Here is a 20,321-nt window from a genome sequence, read left to right as displayed (position 1 = left end):
CAAGAGGCCGAAGATGCCCTTCATCCTCATCCACTGGAGACAATCATGAAAACCATTCTGATGACCATGGCCGCCACGCTGCTGGCCGGCACGGCATTCGCTCAGTCGATCACCGTCGGCGCGGCCAATATCTCGGACTATCTCGATCCGGGCCGCGATCATTCCAACGTTGGATCGCAGTTCTACTACAACAGCTTCGACACGCTGATCGACCGGGACCATTCCAAGCTCGAGCCCGAGTGGGTGCCGGCTCTGGCCACCGAGTGGAAGCTGCTCGACGACACCACGATGGAGCTGAAGCTGCGCGAAGGCGTCAAGTTCCACAACGGCGAAGACATGACCGCCGATGATGTGATCTTCTCCCTTAACCGGATGTACCAGGCAACATTCGCACCCTATCTCGTTCGCTCGAAGGACCGCCTGAGCAACTTCGCCGAAGCGGTGAAAGTCGACAATTACACCGTGCAGATCAAGGTCGAGCGTCCCGAGCCGCTGTGGGAGACGCTGGTCTCGCTGCAGCAGGTCATGATCATCCCCGAGGACTACACCAAGGCCCTTTCGGGCGACCCGGAAGTGGCCGAAGACGGCGACTTCGAAGCCTTCTCGCTGGCACCCGTCGGGACGGGTCCTTACGCGATCTCGGAATTCGTTCCGGGCCAGAAGCTGATCTATTCCCGCTTCGACGGTTTCTGGGGCGAGCAGGCGCCGCTTGAACAGGCGACAGTCATCCGCATTCCCGAAACCGCAAGCCGCATCACCGCCCTGAAGACCGGCGAGGCGGATATCGTGACCAACATCGCGCCCGATCAGCTGGATCTGATCAATGCCGATCCCAACCTCAAGACCGAGGGCAGCGCCACCGCCCTGTTCCACGTCATGATTATGAACGTCAATCACCCCAACCTGACCGATCCGAAGCTCCGGCAGGCGCTGTCGCTGGCGATCGACCGCGATCTCTTGAACGATGCGCTCTGGCTGGGCAAGGCTGTCGTTCCCTCGAGCCACACGATGGAAGAGATGGGCGAGCTGCACATGCCTGAGCTGACCACCTTCGAATACGATCCCGAGCAGGCCCGCAAGCTGCTTGCGGAATCCTCCTATGATGGTGAGGAAATCGTCTTTGATGCTTATCCGGTCTATTACACCAACGGTGTGCTCGCCGCGCAGGCCATTACCGAGATGTGGGCCGAGGTCGGCATCAAGGGCCGCGTCAATGTCAGCGAGCAGTGGACCGGCTCCAGCCCGGAAATGATGACCCGCAGCTGGTCCAACCCGATGTATTTCGCCGATCCCTTCGGCTCGTTCGGGGTGATGTGGGCGCCAGATGCCGCCTCCGAGGGAGCTGGTCGCTTCAACACCGACGAGGAATATCGCGAGATCTGGGATCGCTTCCGCTTCTCCGCCGACCTCGAGGACCGCAAGGCCGCCTATGTCGAGCTGATGGACCGGATCAAGCAGGATCCGCCGGTTCTGCCGCTGTACCGTCCTTTTGAGAGCTGGGGCATGCACCAAGGCATCAACTGGAAGCCGCAGCCGGGTCATATCCCCTACGTGCTCGATTTCCGCGCTGGCGCCATCTCGCTTGCCGACAGCTAAGCCCTTTCGGCGCGCCCTCCCAGGGGCGCGCCGCCTTTTCTTCGCAGGACAACCGAAATGACGCTCCGCATTGCCACCATCGCTGACATTCACCACGGCCAGCCCTCGCACACAAAGCGCGGCGATACCGCGCTCGCCCTGATGAGCGACTTCGCACAATGGGCAAACTCTGAATCGCCCGATCTTGTGCTTGACCTCGGCGATCGGATTTCCGACGTCGATGAAGAAACAGACCTGCGGCTCGAGGCCGAGGTGGCCGAGGCCTTCAAGGCGGTGAAGGCGCCGATCCACCATATCTGCGGCAATCATGACCGCAATCATCTCAGCACCGCGCAGAATGAGGACATTCTCGGTCAAAGCCTGCAGAATGAACTGCTCGATTGCGGCGATTGGCAGATTGCCTTGTGGCGCGCCGATCCCAAGATCACCCGCTCGCCCGGATCCTACGGGTTCAGCTTGCCCGAAACCGACCTGCTCTGGCTGTCGCGCACGTTGCAGGCGGCCGAAAAGCCGACATTGATCGTCAGCCACGTCCCGGTTTCCGGCCACAGCCAGATTGGCAACTATTATTTCGAGCGGAACCCCGAGGTCTCGCGCTACCCGGAGAGCGCCCGCGTCCGCCAGGCGCTCTCCCATGCAAAAGTGCCGGCTGTTTGCATTTCCGGGCATGTGCACTGGAACACGGTCACGACAATTGACGGCATTGCTCATCTGACCCAGCAAAGCCTGACGGAAAGCTTCACCACCCAGGGTGCGCCCGCAGGCGCCTGGGGCATGATCGCACTTTCTGACACCGTGCATTGGCAGATCTTCGGCGCGGATCCTTTCGAAGCGCGACTTACTCCGAAACCCGGGCGCTGGACGCCCCGACTGGAGCCGTTCTGAACCATGATTGATGCGCCCGTACTCTCCGTCAAATCCCTGAGTGTCGCATTCGGCAGCCATACGGCCGTGCGCGATCTTTCCTTCGATATTCGATCCGGCGAAACCTTGGCATTGGTCGGCGAATCGGGTTCCGGGAAATCGGCCACCGCATTGTCGGTTCTGCGCTTGATCGAACGCGAGGGCGGGCGCATTTCCCAAGGCGAGATCTGGCTCGGGAGCAAGCAAGCGGTCGATCTGGCACGCCTGTCCGATCGTGAGATGCAAGTCTACCGCGGCAACCGCATCTCGATGATTTTCCAGGAGCCGATGACATCGCTCAATCCGGTCATGCGGATCGGCGAGCAGCTGGGGGAGGTGTTGCGTCGGCACCAGGGGCTTAGCCGCGCGGCAGCGCGCACCGCCGCCGAACAGGCACTTGCGCGGGTCCGCGTTCCCGACCCCGGCCGGAGGCTGGAGCAGTATCCGCACGAACTTTCCGGCGGCCTGCGCCAGCGGGTGATGATCGCCATCGCTCTGGCCTGCCGGCCCGATGTGTTGATTGCCGATGAACCAACCACGGCGCTGGACGTCACCACGCAGGCCGAGGTGCTGAAGCTTCTCAAAAATCTGCAAAAAGAGATCGGCATGGCAATCCTCTTCATCACCCACGATATGGGTGCTGTTGGCGAAATTGCTGACCGTGTGGTGGTGATGCGGCATGGCAATACCGAGGAGGTCGCCTCAACACGCGCGCTCTTCAAGGCGCCGCAATCGAGCTATGCGCGCGATCTCATGCGGGCGACGCCCCGGCTTGGCCACTCGCCATTGCGGCCTCAGGTGCCGTTGGTGGAGCCGGTGCTGAAAGTTGAAGGCCTGTCCAAGAGCTTCGCAAGGAGCGACGGCTTCCTCAGGCCGAAGGTCAGAGTACCTGCCGTCAACAATGTCTCCTTGGACATCCGGCCGGGTGAAACCCTGGGGCTGGTGGGGGAGTCAGGCTGCGGAAAATCTACCCTTTCGCGCGCTCTGATGCGGCTGATCGAGCCGGATGCGGGGCGCGTGATCCTGGCGGGACGCGAGTTGACCGGACTTTGTCCTCGCCGCCTGCAGGAGGCACGCGCCAATGTGCAGATGGTGTTTCAAGATCCCTTCGCCAGTCTCAATCCGCGCATGCGGGTGCGCGACCTGATCACCGAGCCTGCGTTTCTTCACAAGGGGATCTCCGGCAAGGAGCGGACGGAAATGGCCGAGAACCTTCTGGAAAAGGTGACGCTCGATCCCGCCGCAGCCGACCGGTATCCGCATCAGTTTTCCGGCGGCCAGCGCCAGAGGCTGTGCCTCGCTCGGGCGCTTTCCGTTTCCCCGAAGGTCATTATTGCGGATGAGGCCGTCTCCGCCCTTGATGTCTCGACCGCCGCTAGGGTGACCCGCTTGATGCAGGAGATCCAGGAGCGGGATGGCATCGCCTTCCTCTTCATATCGCACGATATCGCGGTCATCGAACGCATTAGCCATCGCGTCGCCGTGATGTTCCGCGGCGAAATCGTCGAGACGGGCGAAACCGCGCAGGTGCTGCACGCGCCCCGGCATGAGTACACACAGCGGTTGCTTGCATCGGTGCCGCGACCGCTGCCGCACGCGGTATCGTTCGAAGATATCCCCGAACCGGTCCAGTTCGCACAGCCATCTGCACGTGCGGTGCGCGATCAACACTACACCGCAGCATAGCACCTATTGAACAGGATCGAACCAGGACTGCCGAGAACCGGCGCCTGGCCTGATCGGGCGCGGCGGGAACCGCGGCCCCCCACCTCGGGGGACTATACCTTCTAGGCGCGGTTCAACCGGCCTGCCCTTTTCCTTGGTTTGCGGGAGCGCCATGCGCCCTGCCGGCAGAACGGACATCGTTGAGCAGCAAGTTGATTTCCTCGGCAATTACGTCCGGGTGGTCTTCCGGCGTGAAATGCTTGCCGCCATCGATACGGCGCAGCGGCGCGTCGAGATCCTTGGCCAGACGCTCGCCGTAATGCAGTTTCTGAAAGGCGTCCGCGGCGCCCCAGGCGAGACGCGCCGGCAGTTTGAGGCCCGGCAGGTCCGGCGCCACCGCCTCCGTGTCGCGCACGTCGAGCGCCGCCACCTGGCGCGCCATCGCCGCGGCCCCATCAGAGTTCGCATAGAAGGGGAAATGTGTTTCCAGCGCCTCTTTCGCATGCTCTGTCGTGTCATGCCCGCGCTGCAACAGCATCTTCATCATCAGTTTCAGGGCGGCGTCGGGAAGATGCCGCACAAGTCCTTTCGTGGCCTGCATCGCCTTCACGCTGGGGATCGGCCAGGAATCATAACAGATCGCGTTGGTGAGAAAGAGGCCGGCGAACCGATCGCGCTCGCGCACGGCAGCGATCTGCGCGACGCCGCCACCGAGATCGTGCCCGGCCAGCACTGCATTGTCGAGGCCGAGAGCGTCCATGAAGGCAAGAAGATACGCCGCCTGCTGCGCCACCGAGATGTTGCGCTCGCGCCCGGCAGCAATCGAGCCGGCATAGCCAACCATCTCCCAGGCGAGACAACGCGCGCCTTCGATTTTTGGCAGCACATGCCGCCACAGATCGGGTCCGGTCGGAATACCGTGGACCAGCACCAGCGGTATCCCCTCGCCATGCTCCTTCCAGCGCATCGGAATGCCATCGATCGTTCGGCTGTTCATCTTCATTATCGAAACTCCTCATCGCCGGATTGGGAACGCTGCTGCAGGTTGCGGCAAGAGCGCCTGACGGGTAGCGCGCCCCCGGGGAGGGGGCGCTCGGGCCGCCGGCCTTTGAAGAGCAAACGTGCGAACGCTTCTTTGGTTCGCGCGATGAAGTTTTCGGGCGCTGCCGGCACGGCCCAGGAGCGAATTCAGGCACGTCGGCCGGATCATCCGCAGCCAACAGGCGCGCCATCGCTGATTGCCACTGCGCGCCTCTGACCTACCGGGTGAAGCCGAGCGGAACGGAAAATCGCCATGACTTGCGGCCCGCCTCGCGCGGAATCGGTGGGAAAGGCGCGGCGCGGCGCACGGCCTCCCTGGCCGCTTCATCGAGGATCGCAACGCCGGAGCTTCTTGCAATTCGGATGCTGCTGACTCCGCCGTTTCCCGCCACGACAAAGGAGACGACCACATCGCCCTTTAGCCGCTGCCGCCGGGCTTCGCGGGGAAAGCGCAATGCCCGGCGAAGCTTGGAGGCGACCTTTCCCGGATAATTGGAAATTGCAGCATTCCCGGACGCCTTGGTCCGCTTTGCTGCCGCAGTGCCGCTGGAGGACTTGCTGGTCGTCGCTTTCTGCCGCCCCCCGTCTCCTGCTGACGACCGGTTGGATGACGCGCGGGGCGTGTCGCGCTTTGCCGAGCTTGATATGCGCGGCTTGGGCCGCGGCGCCCTTGTCTTCTGCCGGTCGGACGCGGCAGCTTTGGTTTTCGAGGCCCTGTTTTCCGCCCGCTCTGGGCGCGGCGCCGGCACCGGAATATTATCCGGTAGGGCCAGTTGCGGTTCCGGCACAGGTGCGATCGCTGTTGTCGCGAGAGATGCCGACAGTTCCTCCGATCGGACAGGGACTGCCTCGATCAATGGCGACATCACCGTTTCGGCAGGCGTTTCGTTTGCAGCCAGCAGGTTTTCCGTTTGAGCAGGCTCAATTGAGTTTGAGATTTGACTCTCCGTGCCGCTGTTCGCGGCTTCAACAGTCACGGCATTCGCTACCGATGCTTCCACGGGTTGAACGGCGGAAAGTGCCTCGACCGGCTGCAGGGCTTCAGTGGGTGTCCCCGCCATCAGGCTGTCGTTAAACGCAGTTCCCAGGACAAGCTCGCTGGTCGCGGCTCCACCGGCGACCTCGATGCTTCCCCGCGGTTCGGTGAAGATCGCCGCGCCTACGAAATGCACGGCCAGCGAAAGCGCCACCGCCGTGAGGAAATGCGTTCGGGTGAGCGTCATTGAGGCCTACGCTCGGCAATGAGAACGATCTGGTCGACACCCGCATTGCGAAGATCGTCGAGCTTCTCAAGCAGCTCAATGGCGGGCAGTCGCCGATCGGCAGCGATCCGCAGCGGATGCGGTTCCGACGCTTCGGACTGCAGGTTCTGCCAGCGCCCAACATGATCGTGGAGAGGCAATGCTTCGCCGCGCCACGTCAGTGTTCCGTCGGCACGCACAAACAGCATGTCTGGCGGGGCCGCCGGGTCCGTTGCGGCGAGTGTTATGAAATCGACATCGCGGTCCGGGCCAGGCGCCAGCGTGCCGGCGACCAGGAAAAAGATCAGCATCAGGAAGACGACGTTGATCAAGGCGACCGTGTTTTCCGGTTTTGGCAATCTGCGGGTGGTTGCGATGCGCATTATCTCCGCTGCCTCGCGACGGTCACCGGCATGTTGACCTTGTTCGCTTCCGCAATAACCGCCACGAAATCCTGCGATGCTGCATTCGCCTCGACAAGGACCAGCAGGCGTTCGGCGCCGGACTCCCTCAATGCCTCCAGTTGATCGCCGATCATAGCCGGGCGAGAGACGATGCCGTTCAGCTTGAGTTCCCCCTTTGCCACGAAAAGAATGATGTCGGGCCGCGCCGGGGGCGTCGTCTTCCCCCCACCTGTCGAAAGGCTGATCTCCGCATAGCTGGAGAAAGTGGAGGACAGCATGAAAAACAGCAGCAATAGGAAGATCACATCGATAAGCGGTGTGAGCGAGAGCTTCGAATGGCGCCGGATCGGAACATCAACTTGCAAGCTGAGCCTCCGCGGCAAGCCCCTTGCGCTGCACGACATCTGCCGGCAGAGCGGTTCCAGCCAGGATGTCGGTTGTCAGGGTTTGGATCGCGACGCGTTCATTCTCGACCCGCGTCTCCAGCCATGTGAGGACCAGCGACGTTGGCATGGCCACGGCCAGCCCAACCGCGGTTGTCAGCAACGCGACCCAAATGCCGCCCGCAAGGATCGATGGATCCACTGCATTGCCCGCTGACTGCAATTGCTTGAAAGCTTCGATCATGCCGAGAACCGTTCCGAAAAGCCCCAACAGCGGCGCAAGTTGCGCGATGGCATCGAGGAAGCGAAATCCCGACTGCAGATCGTGCAGCTGCTCGGTGGCCAGTCGGCCAAGCCGTTCCTCGATGGCCTCCTTGTCGATGCGTTTGGTCATCCTCAGGGCGATCGCTTCGGCAACTGTCTTGGCGGCCGGGTTGCGACCCTGTGATGCGAGGTCGAAGGCTTCGCGCGAACGGCCGGCGGCCCAGAGGGAGGCCGCCTGTGCTGAATGGCGGTGTGATCCGACGCCCGCGTAGGAGAAATGAAAAATCTTCAGAAGGATAACCGCCAGACTGAGGATCGAGCCCGCGAGAAGAATGACGACCACGGGGCCGCCGAGATCGATGAGCGCGCCCATTTGCGAAACGATAATGTCAGTCATGGACAGAAAGCCTTGTGAGATTAGAGGCCGAACTTGATTTCGGCATGATTTTCGGTGGTGAAACTTGCCCGGCAGCGGGCGATGTCGACGGTTTCCCCGGCGCAGCGGGAAACAGAATTGACGAGAATGCGCGACATCTCGCCACAAACGGTTTGCGGCAGATCGAACCGGCGGACCATGGTCTTGCCTTCAGGCAAGGCGCCGAAATCGATCACCGTCATGAGGTCGATGAGACCCCTTCGATCAAACGTCACCACCTCGAAGGCGGTCTCCTTGAGATTTTCATCAAAGCCATTCGTTGCGACGAAGGTCGCGCGGCAGGCCGGGCCATTCTGCTCAAGCCGGTTGAGTTCCAGGGAAAGGCCAGCATGCGCCGGCCCTTCCTGAGCGTTGGCGCTTGGCGCCGACAGCAACGCTGACAGCGCAATGAGAAAGATCAGACGTGCGAATGCTCGGGTCATTCTCACCATCCGAATTTCTTGGCGAGTGAGATCTTGAACGTCCGACCCTTGGCGTAGTCGTTATTGAGAAATTCCTTGTGATTGCGGTCAAAGATGTTGTCGATGCCGAATTGCGTTTCCCATCCGGCAAACTGTCCGTCTTTCGGCGCCCAGGTGAGATAGACGTCGTGAACGTTGAAGGACTGAGAGAAGCGACTTGCGCTGGCGCCAGGGCAGGTGACAGACACAGTGGACTGGCGGCACGAATCCTGCGGATCGGCAACAAGGCGCGATTTCAGGCCGAACTCGATTCCCCGGTCGGGTAGTCGACCGCCGATGGTGAAGGAAAGTTCGTCCGGGGCGATTGTGGTCAGATACTGATCATTGGTGGTGTTGCGCCCAATGACATGGGAATAGCCGACTGACCCGAAGACATATTCGGAATCGTAGGCGAGCTCGATCTCCACGCCGTGGATGCGGGCGCGATCGATATTCACGTAGCCTTGCGTATTATTGAAGCCAGGCACGAGAGCGGGGTTGAGGGCGATCAGATCCTGGATGGTATTGTTGAAATAGGTGGCCTTCATCTGAACGCTGTCGCCGGGGCGGAAGACATCGTAACCCGACAACGCAATCCCGCCTTCCCAATTGTCCGATTTCTCCTTTTCCAGTCCGAAGCTCGGAAGGAATGCGGATCGGCTCGATGTCGTCGAGAAGACCTCATCGATCGTCGGAAAGCGTTCGGTATGAGCGAAGGAGCCGAAGACGGCCACGGTGTCATTGAACCGGTAATGCGCGGCGACTTTCGGCGAGACGGCGGTGTCGGTGAACTCGCCACTGACGCCGGTTGAAGCGTCGGGAGAAAGTCGTCGGGTGTCAAAACGAACTCCGGTGACAAGCGTGAAACTCTCGCCCAAGAGGAACTCATTCTGAACGAACAAGCCGTTGCGCAGGTCGCTGCCGCCGGGGTGAAATTCGATGCTGCTGGCCGATTCGGTCAGAACGTCCGCCGACCTTTCCTGGTGAGCAAACTGCCAGCCATAGGTCAGATAGCTGTCCCAGTTGTCGCCATGAAATTCCGAGGTGTTCTCGATGTTGAACTGAGCGGTGAGATAGCCGTAGTCCGTGTCGCAGAACAGTGCGCTGCTTGCGCAGGTGAGGCCGAACATCGGATTGCCGGTGGCATTGCGCTGCTCGGTCGTGGTGTTCGAGTAGGAGGCCGAAAGCTTCAGATCCAGCCAATCATTGCCGGAGAAGGGGTTTTCGTAGGAAGCCACGATCGTGTCGTCCACCACATGCCGGTCGACATAGCCGAAAGTGGGGGTGCCCATGACAACGGCATCCGAACCCGATTGGGCGTAATCCTGTCCGTCGGCATCGGAGTCCCACCGCTGGTAGGACAGTCGTGCACGGCCTTCATCGCCGACATTCGCTGTGACCTTGGCAAGGCCCGACCAGGTGTCGAAGAAGGTGGAGCGGATCTCGGTACCGTCGCCGGCGGTGTAATTGTCGGCTGTGCGATAGTTGCCGGTCAGCAGGACTTCGGCGTCCGAACTTAGCCGTTGAGCCAGTACGAAGGAACTGAGCCAGCCCTGTTCATTGGAGGAATAGCTTCCCTTCAGCCTCAAGGCGCCATTCTTGCCGGGGTCGATGAAATCCGAGGCGTCCTTGGTGGTGAAATTGATGACGCCGCCAAGCGCGCCGGAACCGTAGAGCGTCGAGGACGCTGGCCCGCGCAGCACCTCCACCTTCTTGTAAAGCTCGGGATCGGAAAAGAACCCGCCCATCCGGTACTGTTCGTAAAACTTGTTGACACCATCGACATTGACAATGATCCGGCCTTCCTCGCCGGCGTTCTCGGGGGCTCCGATCCCGCGGATGTTGAAGGTCTGCCCGAAGGCCCGATCGGACCCGGACGTGTTGACGCCGGGAATACGCTTGAGCACATCACCGATAAGCGTCGCCTGTTCCCGGTCAATGTCTTGCTGGCCGACGACGGTCACCGCCTGGGGCGTGTCTATTGCAACCTTCTCCTGGCCGGCGCCAACGACCAGCCTTTCGAGCAGCGTCATGCCTGACGCCTGTGTCAAGGCAGCGTCCGTTTCCTGTCCGAAAGACTCCTGGGCAAGGACATCCTGTCCGATCGCCACAACAAATAATGCGATACCACACCTGAGATGCGCACTGCGGCGCGTAGCCAAACCCATAACCCTACTCCTGGAAGAACGTTGAGTGCTGGCTGGCGTGGGCTTGCTGGCATTTGTGGCGTGAGCAAAAACATGATTTTTTCACTCACCTATTGTGTTCGATATAAAACATGATAATTCTTGTCAAGAAATAACGCATGACCATCAACCCTCGCCCAGCCAGCATGCCGCCAGCCCAGCGAGACGAGGGAAATTTCCAGTATGAGTGACATCAACAGCCAGACTGATCGCGATCGCGCATCATCGTCCGAGTCGATTCCCGCGCCGGCGACGCCTGCATCCTTTGCGCCACAGATCCCGGTCTTTGACAGCAAGCAATTGTTCGGGACGTCCAACGAGATCGGAATCACCCACCAGGGGGCGCTCTACCGCCTGAAGATCACGCGGCAAGACAGATTGATTCTCAACAAATAAGAGGCTTCGGCAATGACAAGAACACTCGACCCTGCCGCGATACGAGCGGCGGCGGCGGCCAATCCGGCAATGCGCGCACGCGATCTGGCAACTTCCCTCAACATCGCCGAAGCGACCTATGTGGCAGCCTGGTGCGGCCAAGGGACAACGCGCCTGAAGCTTGATTTCAATCTGATCTTTCAGGAACTTGAGGCCCTCGGCGAGGTGATGGCCCTCACTCGAAACGAAAGTGCCGTCCACGAGAAGATCGGCGTCTATGACAATTTCCATGGCGGAAAGTTTGCCGCGATGATGCTGGGCGAGGCCATCGATATGCGCATGTTCGCCAAGCATTGGGTTCATGCATTCGCGGTGGAATCGCGCGACGGCGACATCCTTCGCCATAGCCTGCAGTTCTTTGATGCCTGTGGCGAGGCGGTTCACAAGATCCATTCGCGCCCGGCCACCAGGCTTGCTGCCTGGCATGACCTCGTCGCCAGATTTGCCCATGATGACCAGTCAGCCAGCGTCGCGCTTGAATCCAAGTCCCCCATCTCCGGACGACCGGATGCAGAAATTCCCTTGGATGAACTGCGCGATCGCTGGCGTCGCATGACCGATACCCACCAGTTCGTCTCGATACTCAGGGAACTGGATTTGGACCGCATCGCCGCCGTGCGTGCTGTCGGCGACGATTTTGCATGGCGGATCGACAACGCCTCCATCGGCGCCATGCTCCAGCTCTCGGCAACCGAGAAACTGCCGATCATGTGCTTTGTCGGCAATCCCGGGTGCATCCAGATCCATTCCGGTCCGATTGAAACGATCAAGGAAATGGGGCCGTGGCTGAATGTGCTCGATCCGGGCTTCAACCTGCACCTGCGCCAGGACCACGTCAAAGAGGTTTGGGCTGTCCGCAAGCCAACCGACAAGGGGCATGTCACCTCGCTGGAAGCCTATGACGAGGCCGGCAATCTCATCGTCCAGTTTTTCGGCAAGCGTGTTGAAGGTCAGGATGAAAACGCGGTTTGGCGCCGGATCATGGAACAACTGCCGCTCCCCCACGAAGAGAGGGCGATGACAGCATGAATCCGGCACGAAGACTGAAATCGAACCAACTGACAGGCATATTAACAGCCCTGGTCTTTTCGTGCCTGGCACTGAACGCCCTTCCTGCCAGGGCTGGCCAGCCCAGCCGCATCGCCGTCATTGGAGGCTCACTCACGGAAATCATCTATGCCCTGGGTGAGGAAGACCGGATGATCGCACGCGACAGCACAAGCGTATATCCCGAGGCGGCCAAAGACCTTCCCGATGTCGGCTATATCCGCCAGCTTTCGCCCGAGGGCGTTCTGTCGGTCAATCCGGACTTGATCCTCGCTCTCGAGGGCTTCGGGCCGCCGGAAGCTGCCAAGGTTATCTCCCAGGCAGGTATTCCGGTCGTCGTCATTCCCGATGGCTACGAAAGCACGTCCATCCTCGCCAAGATCCATGCCACGGCCAAGGCGCTGGGACGCGAGCAGGCGGGAGCCGAACTGGCCGAGAAAGTTGCCGCCGACCTCGCGGCTGCGAAAGCCGTTGCGTCCGGGAGAAAAGACAAGCGCCGAGTGCTGTTTCTTCTCTCCGTCCAGGGGGGAAGACTGATGGCAAGCGGAAGCCAGACCCATGCGGATGGCATCATTGCGCTCGCGGGCGGCGTCAATGCTCTGTCCGGGTTCGACGGCTACAAGGAGGTGTCCCATGAAGCCGTGATCGAGGCGGCGCCCGATCTGATTCTGAGGATGCGCGGCGGCCGTGATGCGTCGAGTGACGCCGAAGTGCTTGCTCATCCGACAATTGCCGCAACCCCCGCCGGCAAACACGGCAAGGTCATCGGCATGGATGGTCTGTTCATCCTGGGATATGGGCCGCGAACCGCTCAGGCGGCGCGCGAATTGAGTGAAGCGCTCTACAAGAGCAGCCCGGCCTCCGGCGATTGAGCATGCTTCAGCACCGATTCTCAGGTCAAGCGGCGCTGGCCCCTCAGGCTCCTCTCGAAGGCGATCGGTCCGTGCGAGCTCGTTTCGTTCTTCTCGTCCTGGCGGCGATGACGGTTGTAAGCGCAGGCGCCGCGCTGCATGTCGGCGCATTCGATGCGCCAACCCTTCCTATTCTCATGACCTGGGCCGGCCTGGACGACGGGCAAGGACTGCGGGAGGTGGACCGGATCGTGATCCTGAGTGTCCGTTTGCCGCGTGTGATCATGGGGGGAATGGTCGGCGCTGCTCTCGCCATGTCCGGCGCCGTCATGCAGGGCCTGTTTCGCAATCCGCTTGCAGACCCGGGAATCGTCGGCGTATCCGCCGGAGCGAGCCTGGGCGCGGTTTCCATCATTGTTCTCGGCGGCACGGTGTTTGCCTCCTACGCCGGGTGGGCAGGATCGAACGCGTTGCCCTTCGCAGCCTTTCTCGGCGGTCTTGCCTCGACTTACATCCTCTACAGCATCGCCACGCGCGAGCGCCGCACGTCGGTAGCGACGATGCTGCTTGCCGGCATCGCGCTTGGCGCCTTTGCGCTTGCCATGACCGGCTTGCTGATCTTCGTTGCCGACGATCAGCAACTTCGCCAGATTTCATTCTGGAGCCTGGGTTCGCTGGCCGGTGCAACGTGGGAGAAGGTATTCTCTGTGCTCCCGATCATCGCCCCGTCGCTGGCCGCCAGCGTCTATCTCGCGCGCGGGCTCAATGCGCTGGCTTTTGGCGAAGCGGCCGCGGTTCACATGGGGGTTTCACTGCAGGCGGTGAAGAACACCGCCATCTTCGCAATTGCCGCGGCAACCGGCGCCTCCGTCGCCGTTTCCGGGGGCATCGGCTTTGTCGGCATCATCGTGCCGCATGTTCTCAGGCTTCTGATTGGTCCGGATCATCGGTACCTGCTTCCGGCCTCCGGCTTGCTGGGTGCCGTGTTTCTCATCTTCGCTGATTGCATCAGCAGGACCGTCGTTCCGCCGGCGGAATTGCCGATCGGCATTGTCACCGCCGCCATCGGCGCACCATTCTTCCTTTGGATCCTGCTGCGCCGGCGCGGGATCATCGACCTTTGAGGACCACGATCATGGTTGAAGCAGAGGGCCTGACCGTACAGTTTGCTCGTCGAGTCATCCTCCGCGGAATCGATTTCGCGGCGAAGGCGGGAGGGTTGACCGTGATCGCAGGGCCGAACGGCTCCGGTAAAACAACGCTTTTGAAAGCACTGTGTGGCGACCTGCCGCATTCAGGAACAATTCGCCTCAATGGCCGCGACATCAGGGGTCTCAAGGCGCACCAGATGGCGGACCGCCGCGGTGTTCTTGCCCAGGAAACAAAGCTCAGCTTTCCCTTTACGGTGTCCGAGGTTGTGCGCATTGGCATCTCCGCGCTTGGAGAGCCGTCAGATCGTCATGTCTGCCGCAAGCGCAGGGTGGCCGAGGCACTGGCGGCAGTCGATCTGGAGGGCTTTGCCGGTCGCTTCTATCAGGAACTTTCCGGAGGCGAGCGCCAGCGCGTGCAGCTGGCGCGGGTCCTGTGCCAGATCTGGGAGCCTGTGGATGCAAGCGGTCCGCGTTGGCTGTTTCTCGACGAGCCAGTGTCGAGCCTGGATATCAGACATCAGATCGGCGTCATGGAACTGGCGGCCGATTATGCGCGGCGCGGCGGCGGCGTGATCGCCGTCATGCACGACCTGAACCTGACCGCCATGTTCGCCAATCACGTCGTGTTGTTGTCGCGAGGCCAGGTGGTCGCTTCAGGGCCTCCTCAATTGGCCATGACGGACGCTGCACTATCTGAAACATTTGGCTGCCAGTTGCGTGTCGGTGCCAAACCGTCAAATGACCTGTTTGTCCTTCCGCACCTTGTCACAGGAGCCGCTATCGGCGATTGATCGTTAAACGGGTATTGTCTGAGCTCGGCGACGCCCCGGTTCGCGAAAGGATCGACATGACCAAGACAATCCTGATCACCGGCGCAACGGACGGCATCGGTCGCGCCGCGGCGCTCAGACTTGGCAAAGCAGGGCACGTCCTGTTGATCCACGGGCGAAACCAGGAAAAGCTGGCGACGACGGCGCAAGAATTGCAGGCCCTTTCAGGATCAGCCGGAGTCGAGACCTTTCAGGCTGACCTCTCCGATCTCGGCGATGTGGCGCGGCTGGCCGGCGCTGTAAGACAAAAGCACGAGCGCATCGACGTGCTGATCAACAATGCCGGCGTCCTGAAGACGGACCATCCGGTCACCTCCGGCGGAGAAGATGTCCGCTTCCTCGTCAATACATTCGCCCCGGCGCTCCTGACGCGGCTCCTCCTGCAGCTGATGCCGGCGGATGGTCGCATCGTGCATCTGTCCTCCGCCGCACAGGCGCCGGTAGACCTTGATGCGATGTCCGGACGCAGGCGACTGGAGGCAATGCAGGCCTATGCCCAGAGCAAGCTGGCGCTGACGATGTGGAGCGCGGCCCTCGCCGGCGAACGCCGCCAGGATGGCCCGGTGACCGTCGCCGTCAATCCGGGCTCGCTTCTGGCAACCAACATGGTGCGGCAGGGTTACGGCATTTCCGGCAACGATGTCGGCATCGGAGCGGACATCCTGTTCCGCGCCGCCCTGTCGGATGAATTCGCCGGCGCGTCCGGGAAATATTTCGACAATGACGCCGGCCGCTTCAGCGCGCCCCATGCCGACGCCGCGGATGCCGAAACGGCGGCGCGTGTCGTCCGCGCCATCGAAGACCGCATCTCCGGATACCTCGGGGGCGCCCAACAGGCCTGATCCTGGAACGGTGGACCGCACTGTCGTCGACGCGAGACCCGGTCTTGCGGCCGCGCGATGCGGCGATCGACATCTTACGCCCCAAGGCGCGGCGCTGCATTTTGACGCAACCGCCGGTGGATCCGTTGACGTCGATGGTGTGCGGGGCGCATGCTCACGCGAACACAAAAGCTGCCGGATGCAGCCGGCGGTGACTTCAGTAGCTGAAGAGCACGTCCTGCTGAAGGCTTGGGGTCAGCAGACATCCGCGCGCCGGCGGCGCGAAACGAGAGAGGCAAACCATGCTCGCATCCTTCGATGCCGTTCTTCTCGCCCGCATCCAGTTCGCCTTCACTGTCAGCTTTCATTTCCTTTTCCCCGCCTTCACCATCGGCCTGGCGAGCTATCTCGCCGTCCTTAACGGACTCTGGCTGTTCACGAAGGACCACAAATATCTCGATCTCTTCCGCTACTGGGTCAAGATCTTCGCGCTGGCCTTTGCCATGGGCGTCGTATCGGGGATCGTCATGTCCTACCAGTTCGGCACCAACTGGTCGGTGTTCTCCGATCGCGCCGGCCCGGTGATCGGCGCGCCGATGGCCTATGAAGTGCTTTCGGCCTTTTTCCTCGAAGCCGGATTTCTCGGCATCATGCTGTTCGGCCGCGACCGGGTCGGGCCGGCCCTGCACATGGCGGCCTGCGCCGCCGTCGCCTTCGGTACGTTCTTTTCCGCCTTCTGGATCCTCAGCGTCAACAGCTGGATGCATACCCCTGCCGGCTTCTCGATCGACCCGCAGACCGGACAGTTCCTTCCGGAGGATTTCTGGAAAGTCATCTTCAACCCGTCCTTCCCCTACCGCCTTCTGCACACCGTGACCGCGGCCTATCTGACGACGGCCTTTATCGTCGGCGGCGTCGGTGCCTGGCACCTGTTGCGCCGGCGCCGGCGCCGTGAAGAGGCCAGCGCCGCAACCCGGACGATGTTCTCCATGGCCATGTGGATGGCGGTCATCGTCGCTCCCCTGCAGATCTTCCTGGGAGATCTGCATGGTCTGAATACGCTGGAACATCAGCCGGCCAAGGTGATGGCCATGGAAGGCCACTATCAGAGCTACCCGGATGGGGCGCCGCTCTATCTCTTCGGCATTCCCAACGATCGCGAGCAGCGACTTGATTATGCCTTCGGCATCCCGAAGCTCAGCTCTCTGATCCTGCGACACGAATTGAACGCCCCGATGGCGGGTCTGGACACCGTCCCCGATGCCGACCAGCCGCCTGTGGCAATCGTTTTCTGGGCGTTCCGCATCATGGTGGCACTCGGCTTCGCCATGCTTGGAATAGGGCTTTGGTCGCTTTGGGCGCGCTGGCGCGGCCGGCTCTTCGAGGACTCCGGCCTGCACCGTGCAGCCGTCCTCATGGCGCCTTCCGGACTGATCGCCGTTCTCGCCGGCTGGATCACCACGGAGGTCGGGCGTCAGCCCTTCACCGTCTACGGGCTGCTGCGCACCAGCGACAGCGTCGCGCCGCTCGCCGCACCAGCTGTCGGCGCTTCGCTCATTGCCTTCATCGTGATCTACTTCGCGGTCTTCGGCGCCGGCACCTTTTATATTCTGCGGTTGATGGGGCGCCCGCCGGTCTTCGACGAACCCCGGCTCAAGGATGTCAGCGACGGGCCGATCCGCGCGGCCGGCATCACTCCGGCCCCTGAGCAAACCAGCCGGCGGCCGCAAGATCCGAGAAAGGGAGAATGACCATGCCACTTGCCGATGGTGTCTCCTTCGATCTGACTTTCATCTGGGCATTTCTTATCGCCTTCGCGGTCCTCGTTTATGTCGTCCTCGACGGATTCGACCTTGGACTCGGCATGCTTTTTGCGGTCGAGCGTCGGCGCGGCGATCGCGACATCATGATGAACTCCGTCGCCCCGGTCTGGGACGGCAACGAAACCTGGCTGGTGCTCGGCGGCGGCGGTCTGCTCGCAGCCTTTCCCCTGGCCTATGCGTTGATTCTGCCGGCCCTCTATGCCCCCTTGACGGCGATGCTGCTGGCCTTGATCTTCCGCGGTGTGGCCTTCGAATTCCGCTGGCGCACAGAACGATGGCGCAGCGTCTGGGACATTGCTTTCATCGGCGGATCGACCGTCGCTTCCCTGGCGCAGGGGATCGCGCTGGGCGCATTGTTGCAGGGAATTGATATTGATGAAGGCGGGCGCACCTATGCCGGCGGCTGGTGGGACTGGCTGACGCCGTTTTCGCTGACTGTCGGAGTGGCCGTGGCCATTGGCTACATGCTTCTTGGCGCCACCTGGCTGATCATGAAGACAACGGATGGATTGCGCGAACGCATGCGTCGGCGCGCCTGGTTCCTCGGCCTCGGGACGGTCGCGTTCATCGGTATCGTCAGCCTCTGGACGCCCTTTCTTCAGGAGGGCTACTACAGTCGCTGGTTCCAAGGCTGGGGCATTGCTATGGCGGGCTTCGTCGCCCTCGCTGTCCTCGCCCTGGCCGCGCTTTTATTCCGCGCGCTGCACGTGCAGCGTCACGATTACTGGCCCTTCTTCATTTCTCTGGCGATATTCGCGCTGTGCTTCATCGGACTGGGCGTATCCATGTTCCCCTATATCGTGCCGACCGAGGTTACGATCTATGAAGCCGCGGCGCCCCGCAATGCGCAGATATTCATGCTGATTGGCGCCGGCATTCTGATACCGATCATCCTGGCCTACACCGCCTATGCCTACTGGGTCTTCCGGGGCAAGGTCGACCCCGAAGCCGGGTATCACTGATGTCTCATCCGAGGCACGAGGGCACAGCCGGACAGACGAGCAATGGCGCGCCCAATATCCGGGCACGCCGCCTTGTCTGGTTTCTGGCTCTCTGGCTGGCGGGCGTCGGGGCCGTCGCCATCCTCGCCTTCTTGATCCGGCTCTTGATCCCGTAGCGCCGACATACCGGGTACAGAATGTCGGGCTCCGGCGCATCGACTAACAGCCTTTCAGGCGTATCCTGGAAATACAGATGGCGTGCGGAAGCAGCTTATTTCTGAGCCATTTCGATCGTCATGCTGACCCGTCCCGTTGTCTCGACCGGGCCGGAACCGACCGGGGTCAGCGACGCGGTTGTCGTCATGTCGACGAAGGAGGGGAGGACGAAGCTGTTGCTCGCTGTCTCCCGCGCTTCCGGGGCAGGCGCAGGCTCTGTGACCGCCATTTCGGCCGGCGCGGTTGGCTCGAAGGGAACACGCTCGAAACTTGAAGCAAACTGGCGCGTGGCGGTGATCGCCCACTTGCGGCCGGACCGCTCGGCGACCTCTTCGGCAACGCAGCCAGCCTTCACTTCCGGCCCACGACGCGACACACGATCAAGGGTCTCCGTGATCGCCGCTTCGCAACGCTCGGCACTCTCGAAAGTCATTGCGGGCTGTGCCTCACGGCACACGAGGCCATTCTGCGAACAGGCGAGAACAGTGAGGACGAAAGCGGTGGCGGGCATGTTTATCTCCTTTGCCCCACCAACGCCGGAGCCGCCCACTCAGTTCCTCGGAATAATCACAGCACTGTCTTTTTTGCGTCTGCAATGAGGCAGAGGCTGGGAGGCCGCCATATTTCGCGACGTCGCGTCAGCCGCCGAGATTGTTCATGAAACCTGGAAACAGACCCATCAGTCCGACCAGGATGAGATAGAGCGCCACGATGTAGTTCAAAAGCCGCGGCACCACGAGAATGAGGATGCCGGCGAGCAGTGCCAGTAAAGGGGAGAGAGCCGTAACTTCCATGATCATGTCCTTGAATGTCACGAGGCGCCAGCGAATGGGCCGCGAGGAGGTTTTCGAATCGCCGCGACGTGTGCGGCCACGCCAAGACAACTGGGCTCACTGCGGGGTTTGGCAAGGCGGGACAGCGTGTTTCAACATCTCTACCGACCGCCGTTTCTCTAGGCTGGCGGACCTGGGGCAGCGCTCGCGGGCTCGCAGGGCAGGCGGCGGAAGGAGTTTCAGGCGGCGCCGCGCGCCCTTTTCATCCGGGCCCGGTTTTCGGCCTGTAATTGCGCGAGACGGGCATGCTCGGCTTTCAGGCGGGCGACGAAATCGACGATCTTGTCTTCCGGACTGGCCTGATCGCGGTGCCAGGCCTGCGTCGTCTCGACGATGACCCCGACGACATCGGGGAAGCAGCCGCAGCACCGTCCACGCTTGTGCAGCGCGTGATAGACCCGCAGGGGTGTGATGATCTGCCACGGATCATCGTCGAGAAAGCCACGCACGGTGGCTTCGATTTCCCTTTTTGCAATGATGTTGCACTGGCAGATCAGCATGGCCAAATCCGTTTCCCCAAGCCGCGGCGCCGCCGGGCTGAAATCGAAGAACTGCATAAAAGGGGATGAAACAGGAGTCAAATTCTCTTGTTTAGAAAGATTCCAGACTGCAGCCCGGTAAATTAAGGGGTCTCCGAGCGACGTTTCGAACTTTCAGGAGATTGGAAAGCTTTTTCGGTTATCGTGCCCTGCACCAGAAGGCATATAGGCGGCGTCGGGCGCGTGTTTGCCCGGCTCCTCTCAACTGCTATAGGGCGCCGGGGCTGGTGTTCGTGCAAACGTTCAGCCGCTGTGCCGCGCTGAAGACGGACGAC

At 61.5% G+C, this 20,321-nt stretch carries 22 protein-coding genes; 12 read left to right on the top strand and 10 right to left on the bottom strand.

The features are described from left to right. Window positions 1–45 precede the first annotated feature (45 nt). Genes KY465_RS10545 through KY465_RS10535 form a run of 3 tightly spaced genes read left to right on the top strand, consistent with a single transcriptional unit; the run spans window position 46 to window position 4,185 of the window. Window positions 46–1,596, top strand: coding sequence for an ABC transporter substrate-binding protein (locus KY465_RS10545; RefSeq protein ID WP_219201598.1), 1,551 nt, complete (start codon window positions 46–48; stop codon window positions 1,594–1,596). 57 nt (window positions 1,597–1,653) lie between these two features. After that, a complete protein-coding gene (locus KY465_RS10540) occupies window positions 1,654–2,481 on the top strand; it encodes a metallophosphoesterase family protein (RefSeq protein ID WP_219201597.1) in 828 nt (275 codons plus the stop codon). Between the two features lie 3 nt (window positions 2,482–2,484). Beyond that, window positions 2,485–4,185: an ABC transporter ATP-binding protein gene (locus tag KY465_RS10535; protein WP_255561558.1), complete on the top strand. Its 1,701-nt coding sequence runs from the start codon at window positions 2,485–2,487 to the stop codon at window positions 4,183–4,185. A gap of 112 nt (window positions 4,186–4,297) precedes the next feature. Here KY465_RS10535 and KY465_RS10530 read toward each other — a convergent pair whose 3' ends face one another. From KY465_RS10530 to KY465_RS10500, 7 genes are all read right to left on the bottom strand, one after another. Then, the gene (locus tag KY465_RS10530) at window positions 4,298–5,167 is read right to left on the bottom strand and encodes an alpha/beta fold hydrolase (RefSeq protein ID WP_219201596.1); all 870 of its coding nucleotides are present in this window, start codon (window positions 5,165–5,167) and stop codon (window positions 4,298–4,300) included. A 256-nt stretch (window positions 5,168–5,423) separates the two neighbouring features. After that, window positions 5,424–6,428, bottom strand: a complete 1,005-nt coding sequence (locus KY465_RS10525) for an energy transducer TonB (protein WP_219201595.1) — start codon at window positions 6,426–6,428, stop codon at window positions 5,424–5,426. Continuing rightward, the gene (locus tag KY465_RS10520; protein ID WP_219201594.1) at window positions 6,425–6,829 is read right to left on the bottom strand and encodes an ExbD/TolR family protein; all 405 of its coding nucleotides are present in this window, start codon (window positions 6,827–6,829) and stop codon (window positions 6,425–6,427) included. The genes KY465_RS10525 and KY465_RS10520 overlap by 4 nt, the downstream gene beginning before the upstream one ends. Next, window positions 6,829–7,215, bottom strand: coding sequence for a biopolymer transporter ExbD (locus KY465_RS10515; RefSeq protein ID WP_219201593.1), 387 nt, complete (start codon window positions 7,213–7,215; stop codon window positions 6,829–6,831). The genes KY465_RS10520 and KY465_RS10515 overlap by 1 nt, the downstream gene beginning before the upstream one ends. After that, the gene (locus KY465_RS10510; RefSeq protein WP_219201592.1) at window positions 7,205–7,894 is read right to left on the bottom strand and encodes a MotA/TolQ/ExbB proton channel family protein; all 690 of its coding nucleotides are present in this window, start codon (window positions 7,892–7,894) and stop codon (window positions 7,205–7,207) included. Before KY465_RS10510 ends, KY465_RS10515 begins: the two co-directional genes overlap by 11 nt. 20 nt (window positions 7,895–7,914) lie before the next feature. Continuing rightward, entirely contained in the window at window positions 7,915–8,355 is a 441-nt protein-coding gene (locus KY465_RS10505; protein ID WP_219201591.1) for a hypothetical protein, read from the bottom strand. A gap of 2 nt (window positions 8,356–8,357) precedes the next feature. Beyond that, window positions 8,358–10,406: a TonB-dependent hemoglobin/transferrin/lactoferrin family receptor gene (locus tag KY465_RS10500; RefSeq protein WP_219201590.1), complete on the bottom strand. Its 2,049-nt coding sequence runs from the start codon at window positions 10,404–10,406 to the stop codon at window positions 8,358–8,360. 336 nt (window positions 10,407–10,742) lie between these two features. Between KY465_RS10500 and hemP the strand changes: the two genes are divergently transcribed. The 9 genes from hemP (at window position 10,743) to KY465_RS10455 (ending at window position 18,634) form a co-directional block, all read left to right on the top strand. Beyond that, complete coding sequence (gene hemP, locus KY465_RS10495) at window positions 10,743–10,955, top strand: hemin uptake protein HemP (RefSeq protein WP_219201589.1); 213 nt, start codon at window positions 10,743–10,745, stop codon at window positions 10,953–10,955. Window positions 10,956–10,967: 12 nt separating this feature from the next. Next, window positions 10,968–12,023, top strand: a complete 1,056-nt coding sequence (locus KY465_RS10490) for a hemin-degrading factor (RefSeq protein WP_219201588.1) — start codon at window positions 10,968–10,970, stop codon at window positions 12,021–12,023. Next, complete coding sequence (locus KY465_RS10485) at window positions 12,020–12,913, top strand: heme/hemin ABC transporter substrate-binding protein (RefSeq protein WP_219201587.1); 894 nt, start codon at window positions 12,020–12,022, stop codon at window positions 12,911–12,913. Before KY465_RS10490 ends, KY465_RS10485 begins: the two co-directional genes overlap by 4 nt. Before the next feature lie 2 nt (window positions 12,914–12,915). After that, complete coding sequence (locus KY465_RS10480) at window positions 12,916–14,016, top strand: FecCD family ABC transporter permease (RefSeq protein ID WP_219201586.1); 1,101 nt, start codon at window positions 12,916–12,918, stop codon at window positions 14,014–14,016. An 11-nt stretch (window positions 14,017–14,027) separates the two neighbouring features. Then, complete coding sequence (locus tag KY465_RS10475; RefSeq protein WP_219201777.1) at window positions 14,028–14,834, top strand: heme ABC transporter ATP-binding protein; 807 nt, start codon at window positions 14,028–14,030, stop codon at window positions 14,832–14,834. Between the two features lie 56 nt (window positions 14,835–14,890). Beyond that, window positions 14,891–15,715 (top strand): SDR family NAD(P)-dependent oxidoreductase, encoded by an 825-nt coding sequence (locus KY465_RS10470; protein ID WP_219201585.1) that lies wholly within the window; start codon window positions 14,891–14,893, stop codon window positions 15,713–15,715. Between the two features lie 281 nt (window positions 15,716–15,996). Then, window positions 15,997–17,445 (top strand): cytochrome ubiquinol oxidase subunit I, encoded by a 1,449-nt coding sequence (locus KY465_RS10465; protein WP_219201584.1) that lies wholly within the window; start codon window positions 15,997–15,999, stop codon window positions 17,443–17,445. Beyond that, complete coding sequence (gene cydB / locus KY465_RS10460; RefSeq protein WP_428982977.1) at window positions 17,442–18,479, top strand: cytochrome d ubiquinol oxidase subunit II; 1,038 nt, start codon at window positions 17,442–17,444, stop codon at window positions 18,477–18,479. The genes KY465_RS10465 and cydB overlap by 4 nt, the downstream gene beginning before the upstream one ends. Next, on the top strand, window positions 18,479–18,634 hold the full coding sequence (locus KY465_RS10455) for a DUF2474 domain-containing protein (protein ID WP_219201787.1): 156 nt from the start codon (window positions 18,479–18,481) through the stop codon (window positions 18,632–18,634). Before cydB ends, KY465_RS10455 begins: the two co-directional genes overlap by 1 nt. Before the next feature lie 95 nt (window positions 18,635–18,729). Here the strand turns inward: KY465_RS10455 and KY465_RS10450 are convergent, their stop codons facing one another. The 3 genes from KY465_RS10450 to KY465_RS10440 form a co-directional block, all read right to left on the bottom strand. After that, window positions 18,730–19,185, bottom strand: coding sequence for a hypothetical protein (locus tag KY465_RS10450; RefSeq protein WP_219201583.1), 456 nt, complete (start codon window positions 19,183–19,185; stop codon window positions 18,730–18,732). A gap of 127 nt (window positions 19,186–19,312) precedes the next feature. Next, entirely contained in the window at window positions 19,313–19,474 is a 162-nt protein-coding gene (locus tag KY465_RS10445; RefSeq protein ID WP_219201582.1) for a DUF3096 domain-containing protein, read from the bottom strand. A 212-nt stretch (window positions 19,475–19,686) separates the two neighbouring features. Then, a complete protein-coding gene (locus KY465_RS10440) occupies window positions 19,687–20,007 on the bottom strand; it encodes a (2Fe-2S)-binding protein (RefSeq protein WP_219201581.1) in 321 nt (106 codons plus the stop codon). Between the last annotated feature and the right edge of the window lie 314 nt (window positions 20,008–20,321).

This window comes from Neohoeflea coraliihabitans, from assembly GCF_019334345.1.
In the GTDB taxonomy this organism is placed as follows: Bacteria; Pseudomonadota; Alphaproteobacteria; order Rhizobiales; family Rhizobiaceae; genus Pseudohoeflea; species Pseudohoeflea coraliihabitans.
The sequence above is the reverse complement of the archived record's forward strand: the minus strand, read 5'-3'. Positions and strand labels throughout refer to the sequence as shown.

Coding starts and splice junctions, on each gene's coding strand:
- KY465_RS10440 (WP_219201581.1), bottom strand. CDS start 20,007: ATGCTGATCTGCCAGTGCAACATCATTGCAAAAAGGGAAATCGAAGCC.
- KY465_RS10465 (WP_219201584.1), top strand. CDS start 15,997: ATGCTCGCATCCTTCGATGCCGTTCTTCTCGCCCGCATCCAGTTCGCC.
- KY465_RS10455 (WP_219201787.1), top strand. CDS start 18,479: ATGTCTCATCCGAGGCACGAGGGCACAGCCGGACAGACGAGCAATGGC.
- KY465_RS10445 (WP_219201582.1), bottom strand. CDS start 19,474: ATGATCATGGAAGTTACGGCTCTCTCCCCTTTACTGGCACTGCTCGCC.
- KY465_RS10505 (WP_219201591.1), bottom strand. CDS start 8,355: ATGACCCGAGCATTCGCACGTCTGATCTTTCTCATTGCGCTGTCAGCG.
- KY465_RS10520 (WP_219201594.1), bottom strand. CDS start 6,829: ATGCGCATCGCAACCACCCGCAGATTGCCAAAACCGGAAAACACGGTC.
- KY465_RS10535 (WP_255561558.1), top strand. CDS start 2,485: ATGATTGATGCGCCCGTACTCTCCGTCAAATCCCTGAGTGTCGCATTC.
- KY465_RS10530 (WP_219201596.1), bottom strand. CDS start 5,167: ATGAAGATGAACAGCCGAACGATCGATGGCATTCCGATGCGCTGGAAG.
- KY465_RS10525 (WP_219201595.1), bottom strand. CDS start 6,428: ATGACGCTCACCCGAACGCATTTCCTCACGGCGGTGGCGCTTTCGCTG.
- KY465_RS10500 (WP_219201590.1), bottom strand. CDS start 10,406: ATGACGCTGCTCGAAAGGCTGGTCGTTGGCGCCGGCCAGGAGAAGGTT.
- KY465_RS10485 (WP_219201587.1), top strand. CDS start 12,020: ATGAATCCGGCACGAAGACTGAAATCGAACCAACTGACAGGCATATTA.
- KY465_RS10470 (WP_219201585.1), top strand. CDS start 14,891: ATGACCAAGACAATCCTGATCACCGGCGCAACGGACGGCATCGGTCGC.
- KY465_RS10540 (WP_219201597.1), top strand. CDS start 1,654: ATGACGCTCCGCATTGCCACCATCGCTGACATTCACCACGGCCAGCCC.
- KY465_RS10510 (WP_219201592.1), bottom strand. CDS start 7,894: ATGACTGACATTATCGTTTCGCAAATGGGCGCGCTCATCGATCTCGGC.
- KY465_RS10475 (WP_219201777.1), top strand. CDS start 14,028: ATGGTTGAAGCAGAGGGCCTGACCGTACAGTTTGCTCGTCGAGTCATC.
- cydB (WP_428982977.1), top strand. CDS start 17,442: ATGACCATGCCACTTGCCGATGGTGTCTCCTTCGATCTGACTTTCATC.
- KY465_RS10490 (WP_219201588.1), top strand. CDS start 10,968: ATGACAAGAACACTCGACCCTGCCGCGATACGAGCGGCGGCGGCGGCC.
- hemP (WP_219201589.1), top strand. CDS start 10,743: ATGAGTGACATCAACAGCCAGACTGATCGCGATCGCGCATCATCGTCC.
- KY465_RS10450 (WP_219201583.1), bottom strand. CDS start 19,185: ATGCCCGCCACCGCTTTCGTCCTCACTGTTCTCGCCTGTTCGCAGAAT.
- KY465_RS10545 (WP_219201598.1), top strand. CDS start 46: ATGAAAACCATTCTGATGACCATGGCCGCCACGCTGCTGGCCGGCACG.
- KY465_RS10480 (WP_219201586.1), top strand. CDS start 12,916: ATGCTTCAGCACCGATTCTCAGGTCAAGCGGCGCTGGCCCCTCAGGCT.